Source organism: Rugamonas brunnea, assembly GCF_014042345.1.
GTDB classification, from domain to species: domain Bacteria; phylum Pseudomonadota; class Gammaproteobacteria; order Burkholderiales; family Burkholderiaceae_D; genus Rugamonas; species Rugamonas brunnea.
The window spans coordinates 37388-46335 of sequence record NZ_JACEZT010000026.1; the positions used below are offsets into that span (position 1 = coordinate 37388).

Consider the following 8948-nt stretch of genomic DNA (forward strand, 5'->3'; position numbering starts at 1 on the left):
CTTGCATGATGGCATGACCTGACCCCGGTTTGTTGTGCCTTGCCGTTCAGGCCTTGGCTTCGCCGCCCAGCGCTTCGACCACGTCGGCCAGCAGTTTGCTCAGCTCGCCCGTCATCAGCATGAAGTCGCCGTCGAAGCGCTCCTCGTCGTTGCGGGTCGACGATTCCTTCTCGGCGATCACGTCCAGCGGCTTGACGCCTTTGATGGCCAGCGATTCCGTCAGCACGAACGAGATCTTGCTGTCCCACGTCATGGCCAGGCGCGTGCACTGCTTGCCGGCCGCGATGTGGCGCCGCACTTCGTCCGCTTCCAGCGTGTGGCGCACATAGCGCACGGCGGCCTTGCTCTCGCCCGTGGCGCGCAGTTCCGTGTCCATGTCGACCGTGAAACCGGCCGGGGCGTCGTCCGCCTGCAGCCATTCGGTCATCACGCCCACCGGCGAGCGCTGCACGCGCAGGCTTTCCAGCGGCATGCGGTCGACGGCTTTCAACAGCAGCTTGATCACTTCATCGGCCTTGGCCGGGCTGGCCGCATCCACCACCAGCCAGCCGTTGACCGGGTCGATCCAGGTCCACACGTTGCTGCGGATGGTGAACGCGCGCGGCAGCAGTTCGTCGGCCACGCGCTCCTTCAGTTCCTTCATCGCCTTCTTGCCGGGCGCGAAACCTTGCGCTTCTTCCATCTCGGCCGCGCGCGCCTTGGCCACCTGGTTGATGACGGTCGAGGGCAGCAGTTTCTTTTCCGTGCCCAGCAGGATCAGCATCTGCTTGTTGACCACGTGCACCAGGCCGCCGTTCGGACGGGGACGGTCCCAACCCTGGCGCAGCAGTTCGTTGCTGCTGGCAGGCACGAAGGAATGGGGCGCCAGTGCTGCTTCCAGTTGTTCCGGGGTGTACGCCCAAGGGGCGGGCAGACGGTAAATCTGAAGATTCTTGAACCACATATGTGTATTTGCCTTGTTTCAGTGTTGCCAGGGGAACGACATTTTACACGCTCGCGCTCCCCGCCGCGCCGGATTTGCACCGGCGCGGCTGGCTCACTCAGGCCGGCAGGCTGTAGTCGCGGAACTGTTCGCGCAGCTTCATCTTCTGCAGCTTGCCGGTGGCCGTGTGCGGCAATTCCTCGACGAAGGCGACGTCGTCGGGCAGCCACCATTTCGCCACCCGCTCGGCCAGGTAGGTCAGCAAGTCCTCGCGCGTGACCTCGTGGCCGGCCTTGCGCACCACCACCAGCAGCGGCCGTTCCTGCCACTTGGGATGGGCGATGCCGATCACGGCAGCCTCGGCCACGGCCGGGTGGCCCACGGCCGCGTTCTCCAGGTCGATCGACGAGATCCACTCGCCGCCCGACTTGATCACGTCCTTGGCCCGGTCCGTGATGTGCATATAGCCGTCCGGGTCGATGGTGGCCACGTCGCCGGTGTCGAAATAGCCGTTTTCATCGAGCTGGTCACCGCCTTCGCCGCGGAAGTAGGAGGCCACCACCCACGGTCCCTTGACCAGCAGGTGGCCGAAGGCCTTGCCGTCGCGCGGCAGGGTGTGGCCGTCGTCGTCGGTGATCTTCATGGTCACGCCGAACGGGTTGCGGCCCTGTTTGGCCTGGATCTTGCGCCGCGCCTCCAGCGGCAGCGCTTCGTGCTTGGGCAGCAGCTTGCACACGGTGCCCAGCGGCGACATCTCCGTCATGCCCCAGGCGTGCATCACGGTGGCGCCGAAGTCCTGCTCGAAGCGCTCGATCATGGACACGGCCGCCGCCGAGCCGCCGATCACGCAACTGCGCAGGCACAGTTCGCGGCGCGGCTCCAGGCCCTCGGTGTCGACGTGGCGGAACAGCATCAGCCACACGGTCGGCACGCCCAGCGCCATGGTCACGCGCTCGTCGCGCATCAGCTCATAGATGCTCTTGCCGTCCAGCGAAGGGCCGGGCAGCACCAGCTTGGCGCCGCACATGGCGCCGGCATACGGCATGCCCCACGCGTTCACGTGGAACATGGGCACCACCACCAGGGCCGAATCGGCGCCCGACAGGGCCAGGCTGTCGACGCTGCAGGCCGACATCGAATGCAGCACGATCGAGCGGTGCGAATACAACACGCCCTTGGGGTGGCCGGTGGTGCCGGAGGTGTAGCACAGCGAGGCGGCCGTGTTCTCGTCCAGTTCGGGCCAGGCGAACGCCGGTGCGCCGCCCTCGATCAGCTCCTCGTAGCATTGCAGGCGCGGGATGTCGACCTGCGGCATGTGGGCGCGGTCCGTCATGGCGACAAAGGCCTTGACCGTGGGCAGCTGCGGCGCCAGTTCGGCCACCAGGGCGGCGAAGCCGATGTCGAAGAACAGGTACTGGTCTTCCGCGTGGTTGACGATGTACTCGATCTGCTCCTTGAACAGGCGCGGGTTGATGGTGTGCAGCACGGCGCCCATGCCCGACACGGCGTAGTACAGCTCCATGTGGCGGTAGCCGTTCCAGGCCAGGGTGCCGATCCGGTCGCCCTGCTGCACACCGAGGCGGGTCAGCACATTGGCCATCTGGGCGGCGCGCCGCGCCACCTCGCCATAGCTGGTTCGGTGCACCGGCCCTTCCGAGGTGCGCGAGACGATTTCGGCCTGCGGGTGGTTGAGGGCGGCGTGTTCAATCAACGACGAGACCAGCAGCGACTGGTGTTGCATTAATCCGAGCATGTACTTCTCCTGAAAACGATAGGTGTGTGTTGTTCGTGGGGTTGTTCGTGTGCTGTGGTTCGTGTTGGGCCTGCGCCAGCACGGCGCGCCGCACGGTGGCGGCATACCATCGGCCGCTGCGCTGGCCTTTGACGCCGCGCTCGTTCAGGTGCGCGGCGATCTCGTGAAACGCCGCACCGCGCGCCCGCAGCGCCAGGATTTCGGCGCGGATGGCGGTGTCGAGCGGTGCGGATTTGGACATAAGACGAAACAGGTGTTGCTTACACTTTTGCTTACACTGTCGCTTACACTTCCGCTTACACTTTCTTCAGCAGGAAGTGCGACAGGGCCGGCACCAGCACCAGCGCGCCCACCATGTTCAGCGCGAACATGAAGGTCAGCAGGATGCCCATGTCGGCCTGGAACTTGATCGGCGACCAGGCCCAGCACACCACGCCGGCGGCCAGGGTCACGCCCACCAGCGCCACCACCTTGCCCGTGAACTGCAGCGCGTGGCGATACGCCTCGTGCAGCGTGTCGCCCTGGCGCTGCTGGGTCAGTTGCACCGACAGCAGGTACAGCGCGTAGTCCACGCCGATGCCGACACCGAGTGCGATCACGGGCAGCGTGGCCACCTTCACGCCCATGCCCAGCATGACCATCAGCGCCTCGCACAGGATGGAGGTCAGCACCAGCGGCAGCACGGCCACCAGCACCGCGCGCCAGCTGCGGAAGGTGATGAAGCACAGCACGATCACGGCCGCGTACACATACAGCAGCATCTTGTGGTTGGCCTCGCGCACCACGATGTTGGTGGCGGCCTCGATGCCGGCGCTGCCGGCGGCCAGCATGAACTGGCGCTCGCCGCCGCTGTGGGCCTGGGCGAAGGCGTCGGCGGCGGCCGTGACCCGTTCCAGCGTCTCGGCCTTGTGGTCGGCCAGGTAGGCGATCACCGGCATCAGCGAGCAGTCGGCGTTGAACAGGTCGGGGTTGTTGGTCGAGGCCTGCTGGGCGCCGTAGTTGAGCACATCCTGGTTGCGCGAGATGGTCAGCCATTTCGGACTGCCCTCGGAACTGCCGGCCGTCACCTGGCGCACGGCGTCCACCAGCGACACCGTGGTCTGCACGCCGGGGATCTGCTGCAGCGTCCACGCCAGGCGGTCCGCTTCGACCAGGGTTTCGTATTTGAGGCAGCCTTCCTTGGGCGTCTTCACCATCACCGCGAACTGGTCGGACGAGAGCGAATAGTGGCCGGTGATGTAGGCGTTGTCGCGGTTGTAGCGCGACTCGGCGCGCAGCTCGGGCGCGCCCGGATCGAGGTCGCCGATCTTCAGGCCCGTGCTGACGATGAAGCCGCCCACGGCCAGCACCACGGCCACAGCGATGGCGCCGATGGCCCAGTTACGCTCGGTGAAGCGTTCCAGCAGATGCCACACGCCGTGTTCGGTGACGTGGGCTTCCTCGCGCAGGCAGCGGCGCGCGGCCGCCTTCGACACGCCAACGTAGGACAGCAGCACCGGCAGCAGCAGCAGGTTGGTGAAGATCAGCACGGCCACGCCCAGCGAGGCCGTCATGGCCAGGTCCTTGATGACGGGGATGTCGATCACCATCAGCACCGCGAAGCCGACGGCGTCGGCCAGCAGCGCCGTCAGGCCGGCCAGGAACAGGCGGCGGAAGGTGTAGCGGGCCGCCACCAGCAGGTGCGTGCCACGGCCCACGTCCTGCATGATGCCGTTCATCTTCTGGGCGCCGTGCGACACGCCGATGGCGAACACCAGGAACGGCACCAGGATCGAGAATGGGTCCAGTTCAAAACCGAGAGCGGCCACCAGGCCCAGTTGCCACACCACGGCCACGATGGAGCAGGCCACCACCAGCGCGGTGGAGCGCACGCAGCGCGTGTAGCCGTAGATGACGAGGGTGGCGATGGCGGCGGCGGCGCCGAAGTACATCACCACCTTGATCATGCCGGCCAGCAGTTCGCCGATCAGCTTGGCGAAGCCGACCGTGTGCAGCTTGACCTTGAACGGGCCATGCTCGGCGGCCTGCATCTGTTTGTCGAGCGCGGCCGAGAAGCTTGAGTAGTCAATCAGTTTGCCGGTGGCCGGGTCCTTGTCCAGCAGCGGCACGAAGATCATGGTGGACTTGAAGTCGTTCGCCACCAGGCTGCCGACGATGCCGGAGCGGGCGATGTTGATCTTCAGCTGCTCCACGCTGCGCGCGCTGCCGTCGTAACTGTCGGGCATCACGGGGCCGCCCTGGAAGCCTTCCTCGGTCACTTCGTTCCAGCGCACGGTGGGCGTCCACATGGACTTCATCCAGGCGCGGTCCACGCCCGGCGTGAGGAACAGTTCATCGTTGACGCGCTTGAGCGCCTCCAGGTATTGCGGATCGAAGATGTCGCCGTTCGGGTTCTCCACCACCACCCGCACCGCGTTGCCCAGGCCGCGCAAGGCGCCCTTGTTGGCCAGGTAGTTCTGGATGTAGGGCTGCGACTGCGGCATCATCTTCTCGAAGCTGGCATTGAGCTTGAGGCGCGTGGCGCCGCACCAGGCCAGCGCCAGCGTCACCAGCGCGCACAGCACGATGAACGCCACGCGGTTGTTGAACACCAGCCGCTCCAGCCGGTTTCCCGACTGCCGGTCGAACTGCTCCAGCGTGCGCACCACGGGCATGCTGTCTAGTTGATTGATCCCCATATCCATTCCTGTCTCTCTCCAAAGGTACTGATGGCCGTTGGCGCCTGGCGCGCGGGCTCTTGTGGTTGGTGTGCGATGTGTACTCGGTGCCTGATTAATGTGCCGCCAGCGGCTGCTGGCGCAGGCCGCGCACGCCGCCCAGCACCAGCTGGCCGCCGGCCGCCAGTGCGGTCGACACGGGGCCGCCCGGCGCGCCCGGCAGGCGCGTGAACGTGGCGCCGGCATCGGCGCTCACCAGCACCTGGCCGGCCTGGCTGACCAGCAGCAGCCGTCCATCCTGCGCCAGCGCCGACGCGGTCAGGCCCACCTGCAGGCCCGTCTCGACCTTGCTCCAGCTGGCGCCGCGGTCGGTACTGCGGTAGGCGTTGCCGCGCAAGCCGTACACCAGCAGCGCGCCGTCCTTGCCGGCCAGGCCGAAATAGGTGCCCTTGTACGGCGTGGCCATTGCTTCGAAGCGGCCGCGCTCGCGGTTCAGGCGCAGCACCAGGCCCTGCTCGCCCACGATGTACAGGTCGCCGCCCACGGCGCGGATCGCGTTCAGGTGGAAGGCGCTGGGATTGTCGGTGCGGTCGGCCCAGCTCTGCCATGTGCGGCCGCCGTCGGCCGTGTGGAAGATCAGGTTGAAGGCGCCCACCACGTAGCCGCTGTTGCGGTCCTCGAACCACACGTCGAGGAAAGGCTTGTCCGGGCCCTGCTCCACCATGCGCTTGGCGTCGGCGCGCTGGGCGTCGGTGGCGTTGGGGTCCTTGCTCACCTGCTCGTCGGCGATGGCGGCGGCGGCGCGGCCGTCGAGCTGCTTGCTCCAGCTGGCGCCGCCGTCCACGCTGTGCAGCACCACGCCGTCGTGGCCCACGGCCCAGCCCAGCTCTGGGGTGGGGAACTGCACCGCCACCAGGTCCGAGGCCAGCGGCACGGCGGCCTGGCTCCAGTGCGCGCCGCCGTCGTCGGAATACACGATGTGGCCGCGCTGGCCCACGGCCACCAGCCGCGTGCCGGCCTGCGCCAGGCCGTTGATCAGGGCGCGCGCGGCCAGCGGGCTGCGCACGGCCGCCGTATCGAGCGGATCGGCGAACGGTTGGGTGGCTGGTCCGCTTGTCACGGCGGCCACGCCGGCGCAGGCGGCGGTGGCCGCGCAGGCCAGCGCGGCGCGCTTGATCCAGGTGAGTGGTTTCATATTCTGTACTGAAAAAAATCGGTGAAACTGCAAACAGGCAGGGCGCCCAAAAAAGCCGCCGGCCGGCGGAGATCTGAAGGGTGGCCGGCGGCAAAGAGAAACACGGTGCGTGTTGCCTGACTCTTGCTACGGTTGCTGACTGCCAGTGGCGCTTAGCGCACGCCGGCGCCGGCCAGCGATTCGGCCGTCCATTCCGATGGCTTCAGCGGCTCGATGTACTTGATGCCGCCATGCATGCCCACCAGGCCGGTGACGTTGTAGGTGCCGCTGACGAAGTCGTAGATCATGTGGCAGGCCGACTGCGGCGCCTGGGCATCCCAGCTGAAGGTGAGGAAGTCGTACGAGGCGCGGTACAACTGGCCACGCGCATCGTATTCGTCCGACGCCAGCGCAGTCCAGCTATCCTCGTCGATGTAGAACGTGCGCTTGCTGTAGATGTGGCGCTTGCCCGGCTTCAGGGTCGCTTCCACCACCCACACGCGGTGCGTCTCCCAGCGCACCATGTCGGGATTGACGTGGTTGGGCTTGGTGACGTCGGCCGCTACCTTGGCGTAGGTGATCTTGTAGTCGTTGTACGGCACGATCATTTCCTTCTTGCCGATCAGCTTGAAGTCGAAACGGTCGAGCGCACCGTTGAAGACCCAGGCGTCGTCATAGGTCGAGGCGCCGGCCGAACCGGGGTTGGGCGTGTCGTAGGCGACGTCCGGCGCCAGCTTGACGCGGCGCTGGCCCGGCAGGTATTGCCACACTTTGCGCGGCTGCACCACCGGGTTGACGGCGTCCAGCGCCAGCAAGCCTTCGCCGGCGCGGCGGGCCGGCGCCAGGTAGGCCAGCTTGGTGCGGAAGAACACTTCATTCTGCTTGGCCGGCTCGGTGCGCTTGGGGTCCGACAGCGGGAACTCCTGGAAGATCTCGCCCGTGGTGGCCAAGGTCGGCACGCCGGACGCGTCCACGTTCCACGAGTCGTACTTGGTGGTGTTGGCCAGGCCCTGGTAGCGCAGCAGGTGGTTCCACATCACTTCGTTGCCCGTCTTGGGGATGGGGAAGGGCACGCCGGCCAGCGCGCCTTCCACGCCCACGCCGCCTTCCGTGGTCTTGGCGTTGACGGCGTTCTTGGCCGTGTTATCGAGGATGAACTTGGGCAGGTTCACGCTGCGGTGGGTCGGATAGACGTCGATCCGGTAGGTGGGGAAGCGCTTGAGCAGCTCGCGGGTGCCGGCCGTCAGCTTGTCTTCCTGGCCGGCCAGGTTCTTGCCGGTGATGACCAGGCGCGGCTTGTCGGCCGCGTACGGATCGGGGCGCATGCCGGTGCCCTTGGCCACGGCCGGGCCGTTGGTCAGGCCGCCCGTATATTCGGGGATCAGGCCATCCTTGCTGGCGCCCTTCTCGGCGCCGGTGGCCGTCAGGGTGGTGCCCAATTGCTTGGCTTCGTCCGGCGAAACGGCGGCCTGGGCCAGGGGCGCGGCCGTCAGGGCGGCCGCCATCAGCGTCAGTGTGAACAGTTTTTGCGTAGACATCGTCATCATCCAGGTCAGAAGGTGGTTTTAAAGGTGAGGGCCAGGAAGCCGCGGTCCTTGAGCAGTGGCGTCACGCCGGCGTTCGAGGTGATGGCGCCATTGGCGTCCGTCACGAACGGGCCGAAGAAGTCCACGTACTTCACGTCGAAGCGGTATTTCTGGTACACGTCGAAGCCCAGGCCGAAGCTGTAGTTGCCGGCGTGCTGGTTACCGCCCGACTGCACCGCCGAATTGCCCGACAGGCCCACCGAGTAGTTGAGCGGCATGGTCAGGTCCACGCCCGGCAGCACCTGGAACCAGGTCGGCGTGAAGTTCAGCGCCAGGCCGAAGAAGTCCTTGCTGACCTTGTCGGCGCCCACATAGCTGTCGCGGCCCTTGAAGAACTGCTCGCCCGAGGTCACCTTGGCGACCCGGTTCCAGGTCAGTTCCGCGATCCAGCTGGAGGCGTCGAACAGCGGCGTGGCGGCGGTCGTGCCCAGCGCGTTGAGCACGCCGTGCCAGGTGTCGCCGCGCGCGCCGCTGACCTGGCCCTGGCCCGGCTGGGCCGCGCCCGTCACCACCAGCGCGCTGCCGGTCAGCGCGTTCAGGCTGGCGACCAGCGCCGGATTGGTGCCCACTGGCATCAGCAGCGCCGGGCTGCTCATCAGCGGCATGTCGCGACGGTAGCTGAGGTCGGCGCCCACGGCCACCCCGGCCACGCTCTTGGACAGGCTCAGGCCGAACACGTCGATGCCGCCCGCATATTCGAGCTGGTAGCGGCTGGTGGTGCCCAGCGTGGACGGGTAGAACAGGCAGTTGCCGCCGGCGGCCAGCGCGCCGGGAATGGCGGCCGTGCAGGTGGCGTTGCCGACGGCCAGCGCGGTGGCGGCGCCGGCCTGCTGGGCGGCGGCCTGGGCGGCGGCGG

General features: G+C 67.1%; 7 protein-coding genes. All 7 read right to left on the reverse strand.

Translation table 11 applies throughout. From position 1 onward, the window contains the following. Nucleotides 1-46: 46 nt before the first annotated feature. On the reverse strand, nt 47-943 hold the full coding sequence (locus tag H3H37_RS24140; RefSeq protein ID WP_182167325.1) for a recombination-associated protein RdgC: 897 nt from the start codon (nt 941-943) through the stop codon (nt 47-49). A gap of 97 nt (nt 944-1040) precedes the next feature. Then, nucleotides 1041-2675, reverse strand: coding sequence for a 3-(methylthio)propionyl-CoA ligase (locus tag H3H37_RS24145; protein ID WP_182167327.1), 1635 nt, complete (start codon nt 2673-2675; stop codon nt 1041-1043). Next, nucleotides 2626-2916: a recombinase family protein gene (locus tag H3H37_RS24150; RefSeq protein ID WP_182167329.1), complete on the reverse strand. Its 291-nt coding sequence runs from the start codon at nt 2914-2916 to the stop codon at nt 2626-2628. Before H3H37_RS24150 ends, H3H37_RS24145 begins: the two co-directional genes overlap by 50 nt. A 55-nt stretch (nt 2917-2971) precedes the next feature. Next, on the reverse strand, nt 2972-5353 hold the full coding sequence (locus H3H37_RS24155; protein WP_182167331.1) for an efflux RND transporter permease subunit: 2382 nt from the start codon (nt 5351-5353) through the stop codon (nt 2972-2974). Nucleotides 5354-5447: 94 nt separating this feature from the next. Then, on the reverse strand, nt 5448-6527 hold the full coding sequence (locus tag H3H37_RS24160) for a WD40/YVTN/BNR-like repeat-containing protein (protein ID WP_182167333.1): 1080 nt from the start codon (nt 6525-6527) through the stop codon (nt 5448-5450). A gap of 152 nt (nt 6528-6679) precedes the next feature. After that, nucleotides 6680-8044 carry a DUF1329 domain-containing protein gene (locus tag H3H37_RS24165; RefSeq protein WP_182167335.1) on the reverse strand — a complete coding sequence of 455 codons (1365 nt, stop codon included), beginning with the start codon at nt 8042-8044 and terminating at the stop codon, nt 6680-6682. A gap of 14 nt (nt 8045-8058) precedes the next feature. Continuing rightward, nucleotides 8059-8948: DUF1302 family protein (locus H3H37_RS24170; protein ID WP_182167337.1), on the reverse strand; the 890-nt coding region annotated here is incomplete at its 5' end.